This window comes from Cryptosporangium minutisporangium (assembly GCF_039536245.1).
In the GTDB taxonomy this organism is placed as follows: Bacteria; Actinomycetota; Actinomycetes; order Mycobacteriales; family Cryptosporangiaceae; genus Cryptosporangium; species Cryptosporangium minutisporangium.
This window is the reverse complement of the sequence record NZ_BAAAYN010000057.1, coordinates 42,329-63,374: the sequence shown is the minus strand read 5'-3', so window position 1 is coordinate 63,374 and position 21,046 is coordinate 42,329. Positions and strand designations below refer to the sequence as shown.

20 protein-coding genes are annotated in these 21,046 nt (G+C 71.5%); 8 read left to right on the top strand and 12 right to left on the bottom strand.

The features are described from left to right. Positions 1–153: 153 nt before the first annotated feature. A complete protein-coding gene (locus ABEB28_RS37055; protein WP_345732963.1) occupies positions 154–900 on the top strand; it encodes an SDR family NAD(P)-dependent oxidoreductase in 747 nt (248 codons plus the stop codon). Positions 901–968: 68 nt separating this feature from the next. On the opposite strand, the gene ABEB28_RS37050 is transcribed toward ABEB28_RS37055, so the two are convergent. Together ABEB28_RS37050 and ABEB28_RS37045 are read right to left on the bottom strand one after the other, a co-directional pair. Continuing rightward, a complete protein-coding gene (locus ABEB28_RS37050; protein ID WP_345732962.1) occupies positions 969–1,478 on the bottom strand; it encodes a GNAT family N-acetyltransferase in 510 nt (169 codons plus the stop codon). A gap of 20 nt (positions 1,479–1,498) precedes the next feature. Next, on the bottom strand, positions 1,499–2,395 hold the full coding sequence (locus ABEB28_RS37045) for a LysR family transcriptional regulator (RefSeq protein ID WP_345732961.1): 897 nt from the start codon (positions 2,393–2,395) through the stop codon (positions 1,499–1,501). A 119-nt stretch (positions 2,396–2,514) separates the two neighbouring features. On the opposite strand from ABEB28_RS37045, the gene ABEB28_RS37040 reads away from it, so the two are divergent. After that, positions 2,515–3,021, top strand: a complete 507-nt coding sequence (locus tag ABEB28_RS37040; protein ID WP_345732960.1) for a nuclear transport factor 2 family protein — start codon at positions 2,515–2,517, stop codon at positions 3,019–3,021. 16 nt (positions 3,022–3,037) lie between these two features. Here ABEB28_RS37040 and ABEB28_RS37035 read toward each other — a convergent pair whose 3' ends face one another. Continuing rightward, on the bottom strand, positions 3,038–3,445 hold the full coding sequence (locus ABEB28_RS37035; protein ID WP_345732959.1) for a winged helix-turn-helix transcriptional regulator: 408 nt from the start codon (positions 3,443–3,445) through the stop codon (positions 3,038–3,040). 75 nt (positions 3,446–3,520) lie between these two features. Here ABEB28_RS37035 and ABEB28_RS37030 point away from each other — a divergent pair, with 75 nt between their 5' ends. From ABEB28_RS37030 to ABEB28_RS37020, 3 genes are all read left to right on the top strand, one after another. Beyond that, entirely contained in the window at positions 3,521–4,453 is a 933-nt protein-coding gene (locus ABEB28_RS37030) for an NADP-dependent oxidoreductase (RefSeq protein ID WP_345732958.1), read from the top strand. 72 nt (positions 4,454–4,525) lie between these two features. After that, positions 4,526–5,476, top strand: a complete 951-nt coding sequence (locus ABEB28_RS37025; RefSeq protein ID WP_345732957.1) for an RNA polymerase subunit sigma-70 — start codon at positions 4,526–4,528, stop codon at positions 5,474–5,476. A 30-nt stretch (positions 5,477–5,506) separates the two neighbouring features. Next, positions 5,507–6,325, top strand: coding sequence for a YybH family protein (locus ABEB28_RS37020; RefSeq protein WP_345732956.1), 819 nt, complete (start codon positions 5,507–5,509; stop codon positions 6,323–6,325). Between the two features lie 23 nt (positions 6,326–6,348). On the opposite strand, the gene ABEB28_RS37015 is transcribed toward ABEB28_RS37020, so the two are convergent. Beyond that, positions 6,349–6,924: a dihydrofolate reductase family protein gene (locus ABEB28_RS37015; protein WP_345732955.1), complete on the bottom strand. Its 576-nt coding sequence runs from the start codon at positions 6,922–6,924 to the stop codon at positions 6,349–6,351. Positions 6,925–7,043: 119 nt separating this feature from the next. Between ABEB28_RS37015 and ABEB28_RS37010 the strand changes: the two genes are divergently transcribed. Next, a complete protein-coding gene (locus tag ABEB28_RS37010) occupies positions 7,044–8,003 on the top strand; it encodes an RNA polymerase subunit sigma-70 (RefSeq protein WP_345732954.1) in 960 nt (319 codons plus the stop codon). 8 nt (positions 8,004–8,011) lie between these two features. On the opposite strand, the gene ABEB28_RS37005 is transcribed toward ABEB28_RS37010, so the two are convergent. Continuing rightward, on the bottom strand, positions 8,012–8,494 hold the full coding sequence (locus ABEB28_RS37005) for a DUF6069 family protein (RefSeq protein WP_345732953.1): 483 nt from the start codon (positions 8,492–8,494) through the stop codon (positions 8,012–8,014). Between the two features lie 107 nt (positions 8,495–8,601). Here ABEB28_RS37005 and ABEB28_RS37000 point away from each other — a divergent pair, with 107 nt between their 5' ends. Beyond that, on the top strand, positions 8,602–9,054 hold the full coding sequence (locus tag ABEB28_RS37000; protein WP_345732952.1) for a MarR family winged helix-turn-helix transcriptional regulator: 453 nt from the start codon (positions 8,602–8,604) through the stop codon (positions 9,052–9,054). 18 nt (positions 9,055–9,072) lie between these two features. Here the strand turns inward: ABEB28_RS37000 and ABEB28_RS36995 are convergent, their stop codons facing one another. From ABEB28_RS36995 to ABEB28_RS36975, 5 genes are all read right to left on the bottom strand, one after another. After that, positions 9,073–10,719, bottom strand: a complete 1,647-nt coding sequence (locus tag ABEB28_RS36995) for a methyl-accepting chemotaxis protein (RefSeq protein WP_345732951.1) — start codon at positions 10,717–10,719, stop codon at positions 9,073–9,075. A 150-nt stretch (positions 10,720–10,869) separates the two neighbouring features. Next, positions 10,870–12,294: an MFS transporter gene (locus ABEB28_RS36990; protein WP_345732950.1), complete on the bottom strand. Its 1,425-nt coding sequence runs from the start codon at positions 12,292–12,294 to the stop codon at positions 10,870–10,872. Between the two features lie 80 nt (positions 12,295–12,374). Beyond that, entirely contained in the window at positions 12,375–12,854 is a 480-nt protein-coding gene (locus ABEB28_RS36985) for a MarR family winged helix-turn-helix transcriptional regulator (protein WP_345732949.1), read from the bottom strand. 42 nt (positions 12,855–12,896) lie between these two features. Next, positions 12,897–13,331 carry a hypothetical protein gene (locus ABEB28_RS36980; protein WP_345732948.1) on the bottom strand — a complete coding sequence of 145 codons (435 nt, stop codon included), beginning with the start codon at positions 13,329–13,331 and terminating at the stop codon, positions 12,897–12,899. A gap of 194 nt (positions 13,332–13,525) precedes the next feature. Then, a complete protein-coding gene (locus tag ABEB28_RS36975; protein ID WP_345732947.1) occupies positions 13,526–15,016 on the bottom strand; it encodes an NlpC/P60 family protein in 1,491 nt (496 codons plus the stop codon). 474 nt (positions 15,017–15,490) lie between these two features. Here ABEB28_RS36975 and ABEB28_RS36970 point away from each other — a divergent pair, with 474 nt between their 5' ends. Then, a complete protein-coding gene (locus ABEB28_RS36970; RefSeq protein WP_345732946.1) occupies positions 15,491–17,017 on the top strand; it encodes a DedA family protein in 1,527 nt (508 codons plus the stop codon). Positions 17,018–17,086: 69 nt separating this feature from the next. Here ABEB28_RS36970 and ABEB28_RS36965 read toward each other — a convergent pair whose 3' ends face one another. Together ABEB28_RS36965 and ABEB28_RS36960 are read right to left on the bottom strand one after the other, a co-directional pair. Then, on the bottom strand, positions 17,087–17,734 hold the full coding sequence (locus ABEB28_RS36965; RefSeq protein WP_345732945.1) for a response regulator: 648 nt from the start codon (positions 17,732–17,734) through the stop codon (positions 17,087–17,089). Between the two features lie 38 nt (positions 17,735–17,772). Beyond that, complete coding sequence (locus ABEB28_RS36960) at positions 17,773–21,045, bottom strand: M12 family metallopeptidase (protein ID WP_345732944.1); 3,273 nt, start codon at positions 21,043–21,045, stop codon at positions 17,773–17,775. Position 21,046: the final 1 nt, after the last annotated feature.

The following is a 21,046-nucleotide window of genomic DNA, read 5'->3' as shown; positions in this document are numbered from 1 at the left end:
TCTTCTCTGTTCAAACCACTTCGATTGAAGTGGTTTGAAAGTTACTACTTCAGTTGCAGTGGTGTCAACACTCGCTGAGCCGTCGGCAGGGCATCGAACGCGACGACCGATCGCCGCCAGACGATCGCGCCGGAACCAACCAGGCTCGATCCCGTGAACAACAACAGCCTTGATGGCAAGACCGCCCTCGTCACCGGCGGTGGCCGTGGAATCGGCGCGGCGGTTGCGGTGCGGTTGGCGCAGGAGGGCGCGGACGTCGCGTTCACCTTCCAGCACAACCAGCAGCGCGCCGACGGCGTCGTCGAGCAGATCAAAGCACTCGGCCGCCGGGCCCTGGCCCTGCAGGTCGACAGCGCTGACCCGGCCGCGGTGATCAGCGGGGTCGACCGGGTCTCCGGCGAACTGGGACGCCTGGACATCCTCGTCAACAACGCCGGCGCGTTCCTGCTCGGCCCGTTGGAAGAGTTGACCCTCGACGCCTTCGAGCAGACGGTCGCGGTCAACGTCCGGGCGCCGTTCGTGGCGTCGCAGGCAGCGGTCCGGCACATGCGGGCCGGTGGGCGCATCATCAACATCGGCAGCAACGCGGCCGAGCGGGTGGTGTTCCCGGGCTTCTCGCTGTACTCGATGAGCAAGACCGCGCTCATCGGCCTGACCAAGGCTCTGGGCCGGGAACTGGGGCCCCGCGCGATCACGGTCAACCTGGTGAACCCCGGAGCCACGGACACGGAGTTGAACCCGGCCGACGGCCCGAACGCCGCCACGATCAACGGGTTCATCGCGCTCGGCGAGTACGGGGCTCCGACCGATGTGGCCGCCATGGTCGCTTTCCTCGCCGGTCCGGACGGCCGCTACGTCACCGGAGCCACCCTCGACGTCGACGGCGGTTTCACTAGCTGACCGCGCAGGCTCTCGCGAACGGACGGTCTGTTCGGGGCGGGGTTCCCACCCCGAACAGACCGAGAGGATCAGACGCCGAACGGCGCCGGATAGGTGATGACCCCGCTGGGCACCGGGAGGGTGTCGTCGAAGACGAGCGCCATCATCGCTTCATCGGGCACCTCGAACGACGGGCGGATTCCGTAGGCGGAGGCCCGAACGAACCCGAACCGCGGGTAGTACGAGGCGTGACCGAGCACGAGGACGAGGTTCTCGGCCCTCGCTCGGGCGGCGTCCAGGCCGGCTCGGATCGCGGCCGAGCCTGCGCCCTGCTTCTGGTACCCGGGCCGGACGGCGCACGGACCCAGCGCCAGCGCCGGGGCACCGTCGACGTGGCACCGGGTGAGCAACGCGTAGCCGGCGATCACGCCCGCAGCGCTCTCCGCCACGATCGACAAGCCGGGCATCCACGCCGGGTCGGAGCGCAACGCCTCGACGAGGTCGGCCTCCAGGGGGGTGGGGAACGCGCCGAGGTTGACGTCGCGGATCGCGGCGACGTCCGGTTCGGATTCGGGACGGGTGGTCCACACGTCGGACATGGTGGTTCCTTCGGAGGTCGTCAGGTGCTGCCGTCGAGGAGGTCGTGGGCGGCCCGGGTGAAGGCGCGGACGCGTGCGGTGGCGTTGTCGGCACGCCAGATCAAGCCCCACTGCAGCACCGGGGCGTCGTCGAACGGGAGGTAGGCGACGTCGGGGCGCGCGTAGTAGCGCCTGGCCTGAGCACCGACCGGGAAGACACCGCGGCCGGCTCCGACGAGGGTGAGCAGCTCGTTGAACGTGGCGGCGGAAGGCCCGACGTCGATCGGACGCTCGGACGGCGTGGTCCGCGGGGTGAGGTCCTGACGCAGGGAATCCGGCAGCGTGTCGGGGAGCTGGAGCAGCGTGACGCGAGCCAGGTCTTCCAGGGAGACCGACGAGCGGCGCGCGAACGGATGCTGGATCGGGACGGCCAGCATGCGTGCCTCGGAGACCAGGACGGGTCCGGTGGTGATGCCGGGCTCGTCGATCGGGAAGGTGCCGAGGGCAAGATCGATCTCGCGGTCGCGCAGCCACGGCATGAGATCGGCCAGCTGGGCTTCGCGGAGCTGGACGTCGCAGTCGGGTTGGCGCTCGCGGAACAGCTCGGCGGCCCCGGCCAGCAGCTGCCCGCCCGCGGCGCCGACGAAGGCGACCCGCAGCGTGCCGGTGAGCCCGCGGCCGCTGGCGATGGCCTGTTCGAACGCGCTGGTGATCTGATCCCAGGCCGGGCGCAGCTCCTCGTAGAGCCGCTGTCCCACCGCCGTCGGCTCCACCCGGCGGCTGGTGCGGTTGAACAGCGGCACTCCGGCGCGGCGCTCGAGTTTGGCGATGGTCTGGCTGACCCGGGCGGTGGACACGTGCAACCGCTCGGCGGTGCGGCCGAAGTGCAGCTCTTCGACGAGGGTGAGGAACGCTTCCAGCTCGTGCCGCTCCAGCATGGCGCCCCCATCGTTAACTCTCGCTTCACGATCTTTGCACAGCGCCACGTTGATCCACCGTCGTCCCCGGTCGAGGGTGAGAGGGCCTCAACACCACTCTCACCAGCACGGGAGCACCCATGTACGGCACCGATGCGCACGCGATATCGGCCCCGGCCGCAGATTTCGAGGCGGTCCTCCGGGAGCTACGAGACCGGGCCGAGGTCGTGGACGCGCTGTACCGGTTCGGCCTCGGCCAGGACCTCAAGGACAAGGAGCTGTTCGCCTCGGCCTTCGCCGCCGACGCCGAGCTCGACTTCCGCCCCGCCGCCGCCCGGTGGGGTGGGCAGCCACCGCTGATGACCGGGCGGGACACCATCGTCACCACGATCTTGACGCTGTTCACCGACCGGGTCGACACCACTCACCAGGTCACCAATCCGCGCGTCACCATCGACGGCGACACCTCCCATCTGACCGCGTTGGTGGAGGCCCAGCACCTTCTCGCCGCCGACCACGGCACGTTCGCCCTGCTGAAGAACCCATACGACGTCGACCTGGTGCGGGACGGGGCCCGCTGGGTCATCCGCCGCATGCGCATCGACAACGCTTGGTACCGCGGTACCCCCACCGCCATCTTCGGATAACGCCCGCGCTCAGCCGTCAGCCCGCCGCGCGCTCGGCGTCGTAGGCGGCACGGGCTCGGTGCACCTCCTCGATGTGGGTCTCGGCCCAGTCCTTGATCGCCCGCTGCACCGGCAGCAGGCTCTCACCCAGCGGCGTCAGCGCGTAGTCGACCCGGACCGGCACCGAGGCGGTCAGCGTGCGGGTGACCAGCCCTTCGCGCTCCAGTTTGCGCAGGGTCTGGGTGAGCATCTTCTGGGTCGCACCGGCGACCGTCGCGGCCAGCTCGGCGTGGCGCCGCGGCCCGTCTGCCAGCGCGGCCAGGACGAGCGTCAGCCACTTGTCGCTCAACGTGCCGAGCAGGTCGTGGCCTGGGCACTCGGCCAGGTTGGCGTTGTAGGCACGGGCCCGCTCGGCCCGGCGCTGCGCGGCGCTGCTGGTGGTCATGAGCTCTCCGAGGGTCCATAGGCACTCGCAAGTACCGTCTTACCGGCCTGCACCGACATTTCTAGCGTCGTCGGCATGAGAGCTGCAGTGGTACACCGCTTCGGCGGACCGGAGGTACTGGAGATCGTCGACGTGCCGCGGCCGGCACCGGGCACCGGGCAAGTGCTGGTGCGAGTGGCCGCGGCGGCGGTCAACCGCATCGACCTGTCCACACGCAACGGTGCGTTGGCTCAGGGCGGTCTGCTCGCCCCGTCCGCTCGGTACTGGTTGGGCTGGGACGTCGCCGGCACCGTGGAGGACGTCGGCCCGGCGGTCGAACAGTTCGAGGTCGGCGACGCGGTGATCGGCCTGCGGGACGTGCTGTCGGCGCCGGGCACCCACGCCGACTACGTCGTCCTGGACGCCGGCGCGGTGGCGCCCGCCCCGGTGACGGTTTCGCCGACGGTGGCGGCGACGCTCCCGCTGATCGGCCTGACCGCCGACCGGTCCCTGGCGCTGACCGGGCTCCGCGCCGGTGGAACTCTGCTGGTCACCGGGGCGGCAGGTGGAGTGGGCGGGCTGGTTCTGCAGCTGGCCCGCCACCGCGGCGTTCGCACGGTCGCGGTGGCCGGGGCGGACGACGAGGCACAGGTCCGCCGGTCGGGAGCCACCTGGTTCGTGCCACGCACCGACGCGCTCGCGGCCGCGGTCCGCGACGTGGTGCCCGGCGGTGTGGACGCGGTGATCGACGCCGCCGTGGCGGGCATCCCCGCACACGAGGCGCTGCGCGGCGGCGGCGTCTTCGTCGCGCTGGTCGCACCGTTCGCTCCGCGTCCGCTGCGGGCCACCCAGGTCGTGGTGCAGGAGGTCCGGGCCGACGGTGCACGCCTGGCCGAGCTGTCCGCCCTGGTGGACGCGGGGCGGCTCACGCTGCCGCCGGCCGAGACCGTACCGCTGGAGAAGATCGCCGCCGCCCACGAACGGGTCGCCGGCGGCGGCCTCCGCGGTCGCGTGGTCCTGGTGCCCTGATCCGCTGCGGCCTCGCGTCGGAGAGAGGGCTGTAGCAGGCTGGGGCGGCGCCCCGACGCGAGGAGGCAGGGAATGAGCGGCCGGTTCTCGACCGAAACACTGTCGGTGCTGGCCGCCGCCCGCGCCGGTGACGCCGACGCGTTCAGCACACTCGCCGCTCCCCTCCGCGCGGAGCTGCACGCACACTGCTACCGCATGCTCGGATCGGTGCACGACGCGGACGACGCCGTGCAGGAGACCCTGGTCCGGGCCTGGCGGGGTCTCGACCGGTTCGACGAGCACGATCCCGGCCGCTCCCTGCGTCCGTGGCTGTACCGGATCGCCACCAACCGGTGCCTCACGCTGTTGAAGGGGCGAGCGCGACGGGAGCTCCCGACCGACCTGCGCGCGACGTCGGACCCCCATTGGCTGGAGCCGTACCCGGATCCGCAGAGCGGGACCCTGGCGAGGGAGAGCCTCGAGGTCGCGTTCGTCGCCGCGCTCCAGCACCTCCCGGGTTTGCAGCGGGCGGTGCTGCTCCTGCGCGAAGCGCAGGGGTTCTCCGCGCGGGAGGTGGCCGAGTTCCTCGACACCTCGGTCCCGGCGGTCAACAGCGCCCTGCAGCGCGCCCGCCGGGCGTTGCCTGCGGTGTCCGCGTCCGCGGCGCCCGAGGATCCGACCGTGCGAGAGCTGGCCCGGCGGTACGCGGCCGCGTGGGAGGCCGGCGACGTCGACACGATCGTCGCGCTGCTCGCCGACGACGCGCGGTACTCGATGCCGCCGGAGGTGGCCTGGTACCAGGGGGTGGACGCGATCCGGCGGTTCCTGGTCGAGGCACCGCTGACGTATCGCTGGCGGTTCCTGCCCACGGTGGCGAACGGCCAGCTCGCGTTCGGAACCTATCTGCTCGAGGGCGACGTCTACCGGCCGTCCGGGCTGGACGTCCTCACGGTGCGGAGCGGCCGGGTCGCCGAGGTGGTCTCGTTCCTCACCGCCGATCTGACCGCGTTCGGTCTTCCGGAGAATCTTCCGCGGGAGCGATGAGTTCGAGCCCCTTCCCGGGGTTCTAGTGGCATGGACGAGATTCGGGAACTCATCGAACGCTGGGCGCTCGCCGTGCAGGCGGGTGACCTGGACGGCGTGCTGGCCGACCACGCCGAGGACATCGTGATGTTCGACGTGCCGCCGCCGGAGAGGGGCGTGCGCGGACTCGACGCGTACCGAAAGAGCTGGCCGCCGTTCTTCGAGTGGCTGGCGACCGGAGCGCTGTTCGAGATCACGTCGCTCGAGGTCACTGCGGGTGCGGACGTCGCGTTCGCCCACGCGCTGCTGCGCTGCGGGACGCCGGAGCACCTGGCCGCCGATCCGGACCGTCGGCTTCGGCTGACGCTCGGCCTGCGCCGGGACGACGGCCGATGGGTGGTGGCGCACGAGCACCACTCGTTCACCGACGCGTCGGGCAGCGACCGCGCGGCGGAGCTGGCCGTCGAGGACCTGCACCGGCGGTGGTTCGACGACACGGTCGCCAAGGACCTGGACGGCATGATGGCGGGCATCGCCGAGGACGTCGTCTCCTACGAGCACGACGCGCCGCTGCAGTACACCGGGCTCGACAGCGTCCGCGCGGTCTGCGCGGACGGGTTGGACGCCGTCGACGGCACCGTTACCTGGACCGTGCCCGACCTGCGGATCGTCGCCCGCGGCGACCTGGCCGTCTCCTGGGGACTCAACCGGATGACCGCGGAGCAGCCGGACGGCTCGGTCGCCGAGACCTGGTCCCGCGGCACCCGGGTGTTCCGACGGTTCGGAGGCGACTGGCAGATGGTGCACCAGCACGTGTCCTGGCCGGCCGACACCGACACCGGAGCAGCGAGAACCGATCTGCGTCCGTAGCACGCAGCGGACGACGGGCCCGCTCACCGGGGCTCCGCCGCCGGTTGGCGGCGGAGCACGGTCAGCGTCGCCATGTCGGCGGGCTCCACCAGCGTGAACCGGAAGTCGGCGGGCGCGTCCGCGGCGAACAGCTGGTCGCCTGCCCCGACGACAGTCGGGAACGTGAGCAACCGGTACTCGTCGACCAGATCGGCCGCCGCCAGCGTGTGCACCAAGCTCAGGCTGCCGATCACGACGACGTCGCGCCGGGTGCGCTCGTCGGCGGCCCAGACCACCGGGTCGCCGTCGATCGCCGCCGAGTTCGACCACGCAGCCGGGTCGACGCCGGTGCGGGTGGCGACGCGTTTGGGCACGGCGTTCATCAGCTGGGCGTAGCTGCCGTCGCGACTCGGCCAGAGCCGGGCGAAGTGCTCCCACGTCCGCCGCCCGTAGAGCTGGACGCCGTGCTCCATCCGCGCTCCGAGGCGGAACTTGTCGTCGCTGACCGGCCCCGGCCCGTACCGGAACGCCCAGCCGCCGTGGCCAGTCCCCCAGCGCCCGTCGGGGTCGGAGACCACACCGTCCAACGTGGTGAATTGAATGACGATGACGTCGCCCATCGCTCTTCCCTCCTGCCGCGGCGGCTCAGGTCCGGCCGCCCTCATCCAGCACGTACCGAGGCCGGGCGACGAACTCATCGGTCTCGGGCAGCGAGATTTGCGGGCGTAGGCTCGCGCGGGTGGCGGCGCCGACGCAGGAGGAGCACGAGGCCTACCGCGGTGACCTGCTGGCGCACTGCTATCGGATGCTCGGATCGTTCGACGAGGCCGAGGACCTGGTCCAGGAGACGCTGGTGCGGGCCTGGCGGGCGGCCGACCGGTACGACCCGCAGCGGGCGTCGCTGCGCACCTGGCTGCACCGGATCGCCACCAACGCCTGCCTCAGCGCGTTGCAGGGCCGGGTCCGCCGTCCGTTGCCGAGCGGGTTGGGCCCGCCCGGCGACGACCCGCAGGCGGCGCTGACACCGAGCCTCGACGTCCCGTGGTTGCAACCGTTCCCGGACGCCCGGCTGGGCGACCCGGCCTGGGGCGACCCCGCGGACGTCACCGAGCAGCGCGCGGGGCTGCGGCTGGCCCTGGTCGCCGCCTTGCAACTCCTGCCCCCGCGGCAGCGCGCGGCGCTGGTGCTGCGCGATGTGCTGCAGCTACCGGCCAGCGAGGTGGCGCACGTCTTGGACAGCAGCGTGGCGTCGGTGAACAGCAGTCTGCAGCGCGCCAGGGCCACGCTGCGGGCCGCCGGCCCGGCGTTGGACGAGTGGCGCGAGCCCGCCGACCCCGACGAACGTGCCGTGGTCGAGCGGTATCTGGCCGCGTTCGAGGCCGCCGACGTGCCCGGACTGACTCGGCTGCTCGCCGACGACGTCGTGCTGGAGATGCCGCCGGTAGCGCTCTGGCTCACCGGCCGGGCGCACTACCGCGAGTTCATGGAGCGGGTGTTCGATCTGCGCGGGTCCGGCTGGCGCCTGCTGCCCGTACGCGCCAACGGGAGCCCGGCCCTGGCCGCCTACGCACCGGATCCGGCCACCGGAGGGGTCAGGGCTCACTCGCTCCAGGTGTTCACGGTGGCCGGCGGCCTGATCCAGCGCTGCGTGACGTTCGCCGACCCGTCGCTGCTCCGCCTGTTCGGAGTGCCGGCCTGAGCCGTCGGTCAGTGAACCGGGGTAGCCGGCGCGTCGGGGCGCGACGGTGCGACGGATTCTGGCGTCGCGCGGCGGGTGGACGTCCGCCAGAAGACGGGGATGAGGACGAGGCCGACGGCGAGGTGGGTGAGCGCGAGGACGGTCTTCGTCCCTGCGGACGCTTCGACCTGCAGAACCGGCATGAACGACGCCGCCAGCACCAGCACCGCGACGACGGTCCAGACGACGCGGGCGCGTCGGGTCACCCGCTCCAGCACCGCGAGCGAAGCCCAGCCCAGCAACGCGACGATCAGCGAGACGACCGCGATCGCGCCGAAGCCCAAGTCGAGCGCCTCCTCCCCCGGTTGGGTCACGACCAGATCGTGGCCGAGCAGCGGCTCCCCGATCACCCAGAGAGCGACGTTCGCCGCCACCGCACCGCCCACCGCGAGAGCGCGCGCCCGGAGCCGGGTCCGGCCGTCCGACTGACTCGCAACGGTCTCCGAAGCCATGAGATCTCCTTCAGTAGCTTGATAGTTCAGGTGCTGAACAATCGCCACCCTAACGGATTACTTCAGCACCTGAACAGTCCATGGACTGAACGACGTATTCTGGGTTCGTGAGCGCGGATCCGATCGTCGACGAGCTGACCGACTTGGCCTTTCGGATCACCGGACAGCTCAGGGCGGAGTTCAACGCGGCCGCGGCGCAGCTGGACCTTCCCCCGGCTCAGGCGCTCGTGCTGGTGAACCTGTCGGGGCCGACGCCGATGCGGCAGCTGGCGGAGTGGCTGTCCTGTGAGCCGTCGAACGTGACCGGCATCGTGGACGGCCTGGAGCGCCGAGGGCTCGTCACCCGGCAGCCTGGTGCCGCGGATCGGCGGGTCAAGCAGGTGGTGCTGACCGACGAAGGCGAACGGCGGCGCACCGAGCTGCACTCCCGGAGCCGCATGCAGGCCGAGGCTCTGTTCGCCCTGCCCGACGCCGAGCGACGACAGCTACGCGACCTGCTCGATCGAGTCGCCCAGCACTCGTCGCCCAGCTGCCCCGGTCCGTGCTCCCCACCCGACTGACCACGCGCCACCCACGCTTCAGGAGCGGAAGCGGGCGACCAGGCTCTGCAGCTGCGTCGACATCCCGGCCAGGTGTTCGGCGGAGCGCCGGGTCTCGCCGACCGTGGCACTGGTCGTCCGGGCCGCCGCCGCAACGCTCGCGATGTTGTCGGCGATGCTGGCCGAACCGGTCGAAGCCTCGGCGATCGAGCGGCTCATCTCGTTCGTCGTCGCGGTCTGCTCCTCCACCGCGCTGGCGATCGTCATCTGGTAGTCGTTGATCTTGGCGATGATCTCGGAGATCTCCTCGATGGCCACGACGGCACTGTCGGTGTCGGCCTGGATCGCCTCCACCCGATGAGAGATGTCCTCGGTCGCCTTCGCCGTCTCCTGCGCGAGGTCTTTCACCTCGTTCGCGACGACCGCGAACCCCTTACCCGCCTCGCCGGCCCTGGCCGCCTCGATCGTGGCGTTGGGCGCGAGCAGGTTGGTCTGCTCCGCGATCGACGTGATGACCTTGACGACGTTCCCGATCTCCGCCGACGATGCGCCCAGTTTCGCCACCGTCGCGTTCGTCGTCGCCGCGGCCGTCACCGCGTGGGAGGCGACACCGGCGGCGTCGTTGGCCGACTGCGAGATCTCCCGGATCGCCGCCCCCATCTCCTCGGTGCCCGCAGCGGCGGTCTGCACGTTCCGCGAGACGTCCTCGGAGGCCGTGGCGAGCACGTTCGCTTGGCTCGACGTCTCGTCGGCGGTGCTGGCGATGGCCTCGGCGGAGCTGGAGAGCTGCCGTGACGATTCCGCCAGCGTGCGGGCCGAGTCGGAGAGCGCGGCGACGGTCTGGCGGATCGAGGCGGTCGCCTCGTCGACCGCCCTGGCGGCGAGTCCGACCTCGTCGCGCCCGACCACGTCGGCCGCTTTGGTGAGGTCGCCCGCGGCGACGGCCTGCAGGACGGTGGTGACCCGTCGAAGACGGCCGACGACGGCGCTGGCCATCAGCCAGGCGACGCCGACGCCGAGCAACAGCGCAGCGATCCCGGCGACGATCAACGCGGTGCTGACCTTGTTTTTGGTGCTGTGTACCGCGTCGACGGCCTCGTCGAACCGGGCCGTGTGGGCGTCGTTGAGCGTGGCGAAGTCGGCGTCCATCTGTTTGGCGAGTTGAGTGCCCTTGTTCCAGCCGGCCCAGAACGCCGACAGATTTCCGGCGTTGGAAGCCGGGAGCATCTGCTCCTTGCGGATCGTGTGGTACTCCTCCAGCTGACTCTGCAGGCGCGTGGCCGCCGTCGCGTCGACCGCCTTCGCCGCCGGGAAGTACGCGTTGGCCAGAGTCGTCATCGACGCTTCGGTCGTCTGGAGCGAAGCCAGTTGGGTGCGGCGGAACGTCACGCTGGACATGTAGTAGTTGAGCGAGAGCAGCCGTTCGTTCAGTGCGAGCGCCCGCAGCTGCTGGAGTTGCGCCCCGAGCGATGCCGCAGCCCGCATCTCGTCGGACTTGTTCTCGACCCGCTGCAGGCCGGTGGCCGCATAGGCGACCATCGCGACCAGGCAGATCGCCATGGTCGCCACCGCCGCCAGGAACTTCACCTTGACCGAGAGGTTGGCGAGCGCCCCGCCGCCGGACCGCCCACTCTCGGAGCCGACCGGCGTGTGCACGTCACCGTGCAGCGTGTCGTTCACCGTCATCGTCGCCCTCGCTCACCGTCTTGATGCGCAGATCCGCTATGCGCATTTTGCCCAAGTTACGAGCGTTCAGAACGTCGCCCTCCCGGCGGTGCACCGGCGGAACGGTAAGCGAACCGCCGGTGCACCGCTGTGGAGGCCCCCCGTATCGGTTCAGCCGACCGGCGTCGGCGCCACCTCTGCGGACTCCGGAAGCACGCGGATCCGCGACGGCTGGCGGAGCAGGACGAACGCGGCGACGAACGCCGTGACGAGCAGCCCCGCCCCGATCGCGTACGCCAGTTGGTAGCCGTCGGTGAGCGCCTCGGGCCGGCTCCGCCCCGCGTCCAGCAGAGCCTCGGTGCGGGAGGCCGCCAACGTCGACAGCAGCGCGACGCCGAGCGCCATCCCGATCTGCTGCGTGGTGTTGAACACGCCGGACGCCAGCCCGGCGTCGTCCTGCTTCGCTCCCGACATACCGAGCGTGGTCAGCGCAGGCAGCGCGAGTCCGAACCCGGCGGCCAGCAACATCACCGGCAGCAGGTCGACGACGTAGTTCGCCTGCACCGGGACGCGGACCAGCAGTAACAGCATCGCGATCAGCAGGGTCAGGCCGCTCAGCAGGACGGCTCGCTCCCCGAAGCGGGCGTTGAGCCGGGTAGCGACACCCAAGGACACCGCACCGATCATCAACGCGGCAGGCAGCATCGCCAGGCCGGTCTCGGTGGCGCCGTACCCGAGCACCTTCTGCAGGTAGAGGGCGGTGAGGACCTGGAACGAGAACAGCGCGGCCACCATCAGGACCTGGACCAGGTTGGCCGCCGAGACGCTCCGCGACCGGAAGATGCGCAGCGGCATCAGCGGGTTGCGTGCGGCCATCTGGCGCACGACGAAGCCGACCAGCAGCACGACGGCCAGGGCGCCGAACAGCAGCGAGTTCCCGCCGTCGTTCTCGAGCGTGACGACCGCGTAGATGCCCGACATCAGGCCGGCGGTCACCAGGAACGCGCCGAGGACGTCCGCGCCGGCCCCGAGGCCGAGCCCGCGGTCGGCGGGCAGTGCCGGCACCGCGAGAGCGATCGCGGCGATGCCGATCGGGATGTTGATGAGGAAGATCCAGTGCCAGTTCAGCGCATCGGTCAGGACGCCGCCGAGCACCTGGCCGATCGAGGCGCCCGCCGCTCCGGTGAAGCTGAAGACCGCGATCGCCTTGGCGCGCTCCTTCGGCTCGGTGAAGAGCGTCACCAGGATGCCGAGGCTCACCGCCGCCCCCATCGCGCTGCCGATCCCCTGCAGGAAGCGCGCGACGATCAGCATGGTCGGCGACGTCGCGGCGCCGGCCAGCAGCGAGGCCAGCGTGAACACCGCCGAGCCGGCCAAGAACATCCGCTTGCGGCCGATCAGGTCACCGAGTCGCCCGGCCAGGAGCAGCAAGCTGCCGAACGCGATCAGGTACGCGTTCACCACCCAACTCAGCCCGGCGGGGGAGAGATCGAGGTCGTCCTGGATGGCGGGCATCGCCACGGTGACGATGCTTCCGTCCAAGACGCTCATCAGTAGTCCGGTGGCGATGACGCCGAGTGCAATCCAACGGGACATGGGGTCCTCCTGCCGCAGTGCCGACACGAAGGACCGTAACGGATAGTTCCGTTACAGACAATCTCTGAGGGACCTATTGATCATTGACGGGCTCGACGAGCCGGCCGAGCCGCCTCGACCGGCTCCGCCAGGTGCCCCTCCACCAGGTGCTGCAAGGCACGGAGCAGCACCGTTCGCTCGTCGTCGGGGAGGCTGGCCAGCGTTTCGGCGTGCACCCGGTCGACGATCTCCTGGCTCCGCTGGGCCACGCGGGCACCCTCCTCGGTGACCGCGATGATCCGTGCACGCCGGTCGGTGCTGGACGGACGACGCTCGGCGAGGCCCGCCTTCTGCAGCGCGTCGACGGTGACGACCATCGTGGTCTTGTCCATGTCGCCGAGTTCGGCCAGTTGGATCTGGGTCCGCTCCTCCTCCAACGCGTGGACGAGGACGCAGTGCATCCGTGCGGTGAGCCCGATCTCGCCCAGGCCGGCCGCCATCCGGGTTCGCAGGACGTGGCTGGTGTGGTCGAGCAGGAAAGACAGATCAGGGCTGGTGCGGTTCGGCGCCATCGCAGTCATGTCCCCAGCGTACGACTGGTTCCGTTGCAGATGATCCGCTTTCTACTTCCGGCGGTCGACGCCGCACGTGGCGGCGACCGCCTCGACGAGGAGGCCGGCGGTGCGCAGCGCCGCTTCCAGGTCGATCACCGACCGGCCGAGGCACGCCAGGACGCCGTGCGCGGCCTCGGCGAAGTCCAGCGGCGCACCGGACAGCGCCGCAGCGGCGTCCACCGCGCCTTTCTCGTTGATCAGCCAGGCACCCGCGTGGGCGTGGACCGCGTGCGCGCAGAGACCGACCACCCGGAACAGGCAGCCGGCGACGCACGTCGTGTCCCCCCGGCCGGCTCCCTCCCGCGCTACCGCCAGCGCGAAGTCGGCCTCCCACAAGCTCGTGGTGACCACCCGGTCCCGCAGCGCGGGCGGGTAGTCGCGAGCGGCTTCGCGGAGGCGGGTCAGCGCGCCGGTCGGGTCGGCCAACATCCGGCCGAGCGCCACCTCGCCGACGTAGGCGAAGTCCGGGACACCGAACGGGTGCCCGTGCCGCGGGCGCGGCCGCCGCCCAGCATCACCCCGACGACGCCGGGCACTCGCACCAACCGCGCGGCCATCTCGCGTAGTTCCCCGTCGTTCAGCACACGCTCTTTTCATCCCGGGTCGGCCGCCGCCCGCGAAGTGGACACCGCACGGGGTCAGTCGCGGCAGGGCGTCGGGCTCGGGGACGGGCTTCCCGACGGGCTCGGGCTCGGGCTCGGCGACGCGGACGCCGACGGGGTGGGTGATCCGCTGGGCGACGCATCGGGGTCGCACGGAGGCTCGCTCGGCCGCGCGGATCCCGACGGCTCGGATGCCGGCGGCTGAGTGCTCGCCGGTGGGGAGCCCGCCGACGGGGAGCCTGCACTCGGCGACGGCGAGCCGGTACCGCTCGGCCCTGGCGCCGGCGACGGCGTCCCGCTCGGCGACGTCGACGGCGAACCCGACGGCGAACCGGAGCCCGAGGGCGAGGCCGACCCCGACGGGGAATCCGACGGCGACGGGGAGCCCGGCGCGGAACGCGACGGCGACGGCGCGGGCTTCACCGGCGGCGCAACGGGCTTCTCCGGCGACGGCGCAGGCGACGGCTTCGGCGTCTTCCGGCCGGGCACGACGCGAGTCGCCGCGTAGAACTCCTCCCACCACACCGGCGCCACCCGGACGACGTCGCCGGTCGTCGGCGCGTGCAGCATCTTGCCGTTGCCGAGGTAGATCGCCACGTGGTGAATGGTGTTCCAGTCCGACTTGTTCGTCGCGAAGAACAGCAGGTCACCGGGGAGCAGCGCGGTCGTCTCGACGACCGGCGTGGCCCGGTACTGCGGACGCGCGGTCCTCGGCAGCGAGACCCCGGCCGCCGCGTAGGCGGTCTGCACCAACCCGGAGCAGTCGTAGGTGTCGGGCCCCTCTGCTCCCCACACGTACGGCTTGCCGCGCTGCGCCAGCGCGAACTCGAGCGCCTTCGTCGCCGCGTCACCGGCGGAGCCTTGCGCGTCCCGGATGTACTCGGAGGAGCGCGCCGCGTCCACCGCCTCCTGGTCGGACTGCGCGGCCGCGAGCACGTCCTCCCGCCCGGTCCGGAGTTCCCGGATCGTGGTCGCGCGGCGGGACAGGTCGGCGCCGAGCCGCTGCACGCGAGCCTGCGCCGTCTCCGCCAGCGCGGTAGCCACGGCCAGGTCGCTCGCCGCCGACCGGTCCTGGGCCTCGGCGGTGGCCAGGGTCGCTTCGGCGGTGTCCGTTTGCGGGTCGGGGTGACCGAACATCCGGCGACGCGGGTCGACCGGCAGTCCGGAGGGTTGTTCGGCCTGCGCGATGTACGAGTCGCGCGCCCAGCTGTTGACCTCCGCCCGGGCCGCGATCACCCGCTGCGCCGCGACCGTGCTGCGGGCCTCCGCGCGAGCCCGGTCGTCGCGGGCGGTGGCCAGCTCGGCCTTCGCCTCTTCCAGCCGCTCGGCGACCGCCTCCGCCGCGATCTGCTGCTGCTTCACCCGCTCCGCGACGGTCCGCGGCTTGGCCGTGGTCCCCGTCGTCGGCCGCTCGGGCGTTCCCGAATCGGGGGACGCCGATGGGCCGGCCGGTTTCTGCGCGGAGCTGCTCGGGGTCGGCGTCGGCTCGGCCTGGGCGGCACCCGCCGAACCCAGGAGCAGCCCCACCGTCAACAGACCGGCGGCCGCAGCCGAGCAGCGGCGGCTCGAGGTCGGGTCACCGAATGCCCGGGCAGGCGACCACCCGGATAACTGGGACGCGACAGATCGAGACAAACGCACATCCTCACCGGATAGACGCCTGGACCTTGTCTCACCGCTACCGACGACTCCATCGTTGCCTCAATTGACGGCCGTCGCATCTTTGAACGGCGAAAAATCCCAAAGTTTGGTCTTCGCCCGCTCTTCACCGCCACCCACTCCCGACTCGGCAGCGCTCCTCCGTCCGTCCGAACCTTGGCCCGCGTATGGCCGTGTACCAGGGACGACAGACGACGACACGGGGGGAAGGCGGTCCGCCATGCAGCACGGCTGAGCTATCTCAGGGTTGGCGCCAGGGTGCTCCCGGATGTCAGAAACGACGCGCGACGGAAGGCTGACCATCACCCGGCCGTCGGAGCCGGATCTGCCGGAGGTCGCCACGTGGAGAGCCTGCTGGACGGCGTACTCGGCCTTCCCGGCCCGCTCGTCGTGGCGCTCGCCGCGGTGATCCTCGCGGCCGAACCCGCGGTACTCGCCGGGGTCGTGCTCCCGAGCGTCTCGACCGCGCTCGGCCTGGGCTTCCTCGCCTACAGCGGGACGCTCAACCTTCCGATCGCCCTGGCCACTGCCATGGTCGCGGTGATCGCGGGCGACGGGGCCGGTTACGTCGTCGGACGACGCACGGCGGGGCGCCCGGCCGCAGGCAGCGCGCGGCGCGGCGGGTTCCTGCAGCGCCGACTGGACGGAGCCCTGACCCGCGCAGCAGCCCTCCTGGGGCGGCACGGTGGCCGGGCGGTGTTCGTCGCGCGCTGGGCGGTCGGCGCCCGGACGCTCGTGCCGCGCCTGGCCGGTGCCGGTGGGATGTCGCCCGGGGCGTTCCTGCGCTACAGCGTCCCGGCCGGGCTGCTGTGGTCGGGCCTCTACGTCGGCGCCGGGTACCTGGCGGGCAGCTCGTACCAGCAGGTGTCCGCGGTCGCGGGGCAAGCGTCGCTGGGGCTGGTCATGGTGGCGGTGGCAGTCGTCGCCGGGATCGCGGCCGGACGGTGGCTGGGGCGCCACCCGGACCTACCTGCCCGCCTGTTCGCCCGGGTCGTGGGCGTCCGCCCGTGGAGCAGCGCTGCGCTGATCGTGGCGTTGACGCTCGTGGGCGGGGTGCTCACCGCACTGGTGGCGGTCGCGGTGTGGGCCGGTGGGCTGCCGCAGCTCGACGAGCCGGTCGCGGCGGCGTTGACCTCGCAGTACGACAGCGGCCTCGCCCTCGTCGCGAAGGCACTGCTGCTCTCCACCCCGTCGTACGCCGTCGTTGCGGCCGCGGCCGTCGTGGTGCTGCTCCGGCCGGTGCACTCACCCCGACACCAGGGACCGCTCGGCGTTCTCGTCTCCGGTGGTGCGGTACTTCCGCTGGTCATCCTCGGTCTCGTGCTGAACGCCGCCGAGGGCATCGCCGGCACCGACCACCTGTTCGCGATCCAGCACGCGATCTCCACGACCGCGATCGCGCTCGCCACCTGGACGGTGGCTCGGAAGCGTCGCAGCCGGATCGCCCGCGGATCGACGTGGACGCTCGGTGCCGCGATCGTGATCCTGCTCGCCGCGGACCGGGTCTACCTGGGCTGGGGAACTGTCAGCAGTACGACCGCGGCACTGCTGATCGGCCTGATCTGGGCCGGGGTATTCGTCGCCGCCTGGGCTGCTACACCGGCGCGCAGCGGTAGCCCGATCGGTTCACGCGGCAGCGCTGCGGGGACGCCCGAAGCGTCGGCGACGGAGTTTGGCGACCGGGCTGCCACGGTGCACCAGGCTGTTGTGCAGATCGGTCAGCGTCTGGACCTCGGCCCGGTTGTCGCTCGAGGCTCCCGGGTGGGCGCAGGCTCCACAGTGCAGTTCGAACATCGCGATGACCTCCTGGCCCGACTTCCAGCGCCGACCCTCGTGCGGGATGGCCGACTCCACTTTCGCGTCGGCTGATGCCGGCCCCTGGGGCATCCCCCGTGGAACCGGAGCGGAAACGCGTGATGGCAACGTCACACCATGTCGCTAACGGACGATCCCCGCGTCGCGGGCCAATAACGCCGCCTGCACGCGGTCGCTGACGTTCAGCTTGTTGAACACGGCCGACATCTGGTTACGGATCGTCTTCTCGCTGACGTTGAGGTGGCGGGCGATCTGCGCGTTGGTGTCGCCGCACGCCAGCCGGTTGACGATGTCGAGCTCCCGCGTCGTGAGCTGGTCGAACGGAGGCGGGAGCACCGCCGGGGCCCGGCGCAGCGCGGTGAGGACGGTCGGTCCGACGCGCGGCCCGAGGACCACTCCCCCGCTGGCAACCGTTCGCAGCGCATCGATCACCATGTCCGGATCGGTGTCCTTGAGCAGGAACCCCCGGGCGCCGGCGTTGAGGGCCTTGGCCACGATGTCGTCGTCGTCGGCCATCGTGAGCATCAGGACCGCCGCGTCGGGACACGCCTCGAGGATCCGGCGGGTGGCGTCGATCCCGTCGCCGTCGGGCAGGACGACGTCCATCGCGATGACGTCGGAGTGGCAGGTGATCGCCTCGCGGACGGCCTCTTCGACGCTGGCCGCCTCGGCGACCTCGCTCACCCAGGCCTCGCCCTCCAGCATCACTTTCAGGCCGCGGCGGACCACGGGGTGGTCGTCGACGATGAGGACCCGCTTCGGCTCGTCCACCGGTGTGCCTCCCTGGAACGCCCACGCGCTCACCGGAATCACACCACGCTCGTCATCGGAACGGCGAGCTCGGTCGGCGCGCCGCCGGTCAGCACCGCGCACGCCCGGGCGGTGACCAGGTCTCCGGTCGCGATCGCGCCGTCACCTTGAACGTCCACATGCGCCTCGACGGTGTAGATCGCCGCCGGATCGACCTCCGCCACCGGCACCCGGAACGGAACGCTCCCGCCGGGCGCGAGCGGGACGTCCACCAGCACCGCCTCGCCCACGCTTCGCATCGGACCCCCCGTTGTCGTCGTGTCGCGAATGATGACCGTGACGGTGGCCGCGCGTCCGGACGGCCCGTCGGCCGGCAGCTGCAAGGTTCCGGTGACCATGCCGGCGTCGACCGGCTGTGTGAGGCGCCGCTCCACCGCCGGCGACGGCACCGAGGGCGCGGTGCGGTACATCCGCTCGATCACCCGGCAGTCGCCGTCGGAGAGGCGGCGCCGCTGGCCCACCGGGAGGCCCGGAGGCACGGCGGGCAACGGCCGGAGCGTCTCCAGCGTCCGCTCGCCGTTGATCGAGAAGGCGATCCGGGGGTAATGCATGATCGACTCGTAGTCGTACGGGCCGTCATCCGGGTCGGTGGCTTGGATCAGGAAGTTCGGCCGGGATTCCGGTGCGATGTTCGGCCACTGGATGGTGACGTACTGGTCGCGGTCGGCCCGGCAGTGCTCGTGCCAGCGGCCGAGCGTGTGGACGATCTCGTGCAGGACGCGTCCCATCTCCGCGCCGGCCAGCAGCTCGATCTGCTGCTCACCGCCGACGCAGCCGACCTGGGACGCGAACGAGTCGCCGAGCACGAAGCGGACGTAGTTCGGATGTTCGACGGCGTTCTCGGTGGTTCGCGGGACGAACCGGATGTGGGTGCGGCTCTCCAGGTGGGCGATCGCGTCGGCGACGTGCTCGTCGGGGCCGATTCCGGGCGCGATCTCGTAGGGAACGAGACCGCTGGCCCAGAGCTGCACGCGCGTGCTCGCCAGGCTGTCCGCCGAGCCGTCCTCGGCAGGACCGTCGGGGACAGCACCGTCCGCCGCGGAGCCGTCGGTGGCGGAGCCGTCGGTGGCGGAGCCGTCGGTGGCGGAGCCGTCGGTGGCGGCCGGCGTGTCTGTTGTGTTCGTGGTGAGCGCCGGCGCCGCCGTGACGTCGGCGACCGTCGTGGTCGCGCCGCTCGCGGCCGGTCCCGGCGGCGGCGCCGACCCGCCGGGCGCAGCGGGGGCGGTCGGCGCCGGGGAGAGGGCTGCGGCAACGTGGGGGGCGTTGCCGTTCGCCAGGGCGGGCGGCTCGATGACCGACGTCGACGGCGGCCGCACCAGCATCAGCGACCCGGCCGGGAAGTGGACGCGCACCGTGGTGCCGTGCGGCTGCGCCGGCAGGATCTCGCAGTCGCCACCCAGCTCACCGGCACGGTCCCGCATCGAGGCCAACCCGACCCCGGACCGCACCGGCCCGCTGATCCCCACCCCGTCGTCGCTGACCTCGATCGTCAGATCACGCCCGCGACGCACGCTGACCACGCAGGCCCGCGCGCTGGCGTGCCGCGCGACGTTGTTCAGCGCTTCCGCGACGACCCGGTACGCGGCCACCTCGACGGCGGCAGGCAACCGGTCGAGGTCGTCGTCCAGATCCAGCTGGACGGAGAGTGCCGCACTGTCGAAGCGGCGGCACTCGTCCCGCAGCGCCACCGCCAAACCGCGGTCCAACGCCGGTGGACGCAACTCGTCGACGAGCTGCCGAACCTCCGCCGTACACGCGGCCAGGTCACCGGCGAGCGCGTCCAGAATGTCGCGGACCCGCCCCGGACCCGCCAACTTCCGCGCGGCCCGCACCTGCATCGACATGCCGGTGAGGCTCGGCCCCAGCCCGTCGTGGAGGTCGCGTCGCAGTCGCCGACGCTCCTCCTCCTGCGCGCGCACCAACCGCTCCCGCGACAGCTGCAAGTCACGGGTGAGGCGGCTGGCCTCCACGGCGACCCCGGCGTGCAACGCGATGTCGGCCAGCAGCCGGGTCTCCCGCGGGGTGAAGTGCCCGCCGTCGGTCCGCGGCGAGACGAGTAGCCGTCCGATGTGCTCGCCCCGGGAGATCATGTCGAACGCCTGGACGGTGGGTCCGACCCGGCCGTACCAGGCGAGCAGGCGGGCGCCGCGCTGCTCCTCGACCTCCACGGCGACGTACGGCACCTGGAGCGAGCTGGCGATCGTGCCGGTGAGCAGCGGCAACACGGCATTCGGCTCGGCAGTCTGGCCGAGCACGTCGCCGAGGCCGGCGATGACCTTGTAAGGATCGTGCCGATCGCCGTAGAGCAGGTGGTTGACGCCCTGCTGGACGCGGCGGTGCAGCGGCGCGTACGCGATCGCGATCAGGCCGGTGGTGACCAGCGAGATCGAGTCGGCCGACGTGTTCCGCATGACGATCTCGCGGAGCACGGTGACGATCGCGACGAAGCCGACGACGACCAGCAACGTCATGACCAGCCAGACGAGCGTGCGATTGAGCACCCGGTCGAGGTCGTAGAGCCGGTACCGGACGATGGCGACGGTCATCCCCAGCGGGACCGCGACCGTCGCGATCACGTAGCCGCCCGACAGGTTGAAAAAGTCCGCGAACCAGCCCAGCAGGAATAGGGCGACCGCCGGAAGCAGGCAAGCGAGCTGTTGCCGGGTCTCCCCGTCAGCGCGACGCCAGCGGAACCACAGTGCAGCCAGGACGCCGATCGCCCCGAGAACCGTGAACAACAGCGCGACCGCGAAGATCCGGAGGAGCAAGCGCGCGAAGGGAGTCTTGTCGCCGACCTGGCTGAGAAGCGTCCGCGGTTCGTCCAACGCACCGATGGCGAGCGCGACTGCGCCGAGCATCGTCACCGCGACGAGCACGATTGCCAGCGCGCGCCAGCGACGACCGGGTAATCGACCGTCGGGGAAGACCAGGAGGGCGAGGAAAAGCAGCCCATACGCCGGCCACCAGGTCCACTGGCTGAGCCAGGCGACCGGCTCCCACCTGGTCCAGCTCACCGCGAGCGTGCCGACGGTGGCGCTGGCGCCGGCTGCCAGCAGCAGCCGGCCGACCAGGTGCCGCGGTACGGCGAGAAGGATGAGCACACCCATCGCGGTGCAGCTGAGGGCGACCGCGATGCTGATCCCCACCGGGCCTGCGTCCGGGACGTCGGTGGCCGCGACCTGTCCGATGAGGACGGCCGTCGCGACCAGGACGACGACCAGCGCCCCCGCGACACCGCGGGGCGAAAGTCCGGGCAGAGAAGGTATGCGCATC